The sequence below is a fragment of the Psychrobacter sp. T6-1 genome (assembly GCF_052258445.1).
Genome location: NZ_JBQQFC010000670.1, coordinates 1 through 755, shown reverse-complemented (window position 1 = coordinate 755; position 755 = coordinate 1). Strand labels below are relative to the sequence as shown.

Below are 755 nucleotides of genomic sequence, written 5' to 3'. Positions count from 1 at the left end.
TCCCCTATCGTCGGTGCTTGCGCCGCTATTGGCGCGCTATCGGTCGCAGGACTGCCCTCGGATCGATTTAGCTTCATTGGGTTTTTGCCTGCCAAGACCCACGGCCGCCAAAAACAGCTTGAGGCGTTAAGTGCGCGCACTGAGACGCTTATATTCTATGAAGCGCCGCACCGTATTCTTGCCAGCCTGACAGATATGGCAACGGTGTTTGGTCACGACCGCGCGGTGACCTTTTGCCGTGAGCTGACCAAGACCTTTGAGACGGTATACAAGTCAACGCTTGGGGCGCTGATTGATTTTGTCAAAGCAGATGATAATCAGCAGCGCGGTGAGATCGTGTTAGTGGTAGCAGGCAATAACATTGCAACTGATGATGACGATATGAGTATTCATGATACTTTGCTACAGCGACTATTGCTGGATCTATCGGTAAAAAAAGCCGCAGCGCTGGCATCTGATATCACGGGCGTCAAAAAGAACGCTTTGTATCAGCGGTTGCTAGCATTACAAGAGAAGTAGGCATTAAACAAAATCAAAAATTTAACACAGATAAAGGTATAGGAGAGTAAAGCGATGTATGACGTAATGGCGATAGGTAATGCTTTGGTGGATCATGAATATGTGCTAAGTGATGCAGCACTAGAGGACACTGACCTTATCAAAGGTCAGATGACGCTGGCCGATCTTGATGAGCAACAAAAGCTATTGGCGTTTTTTGAACTCGCTGATATAGCGCCCTCCAAGCAAGCAGGCGG

Annotated in this window: 1 protein-coding gene and 1 pseudogene; both read left to right on the top strand. The window is 48.3% G+C overall.

All coding sequences use genetic code 11. From position 1 onward, the window contains the following. Window positions 1-519 (top strand): SAM-dependent methyltransferase (locus ACTXGO_RS15300; RefSeq protein WP_443575119.1); only part of this gene is annotated, 519 nt, incomplete at its 5' end. A gap of 54 nt (window positions 520-573) precedes the next feature. Then, window positions 574-755 (top strand): annotated as a pseudogene (locus ACTXGO_RS15295) (adenosine kinase); the annotation flags it as partial.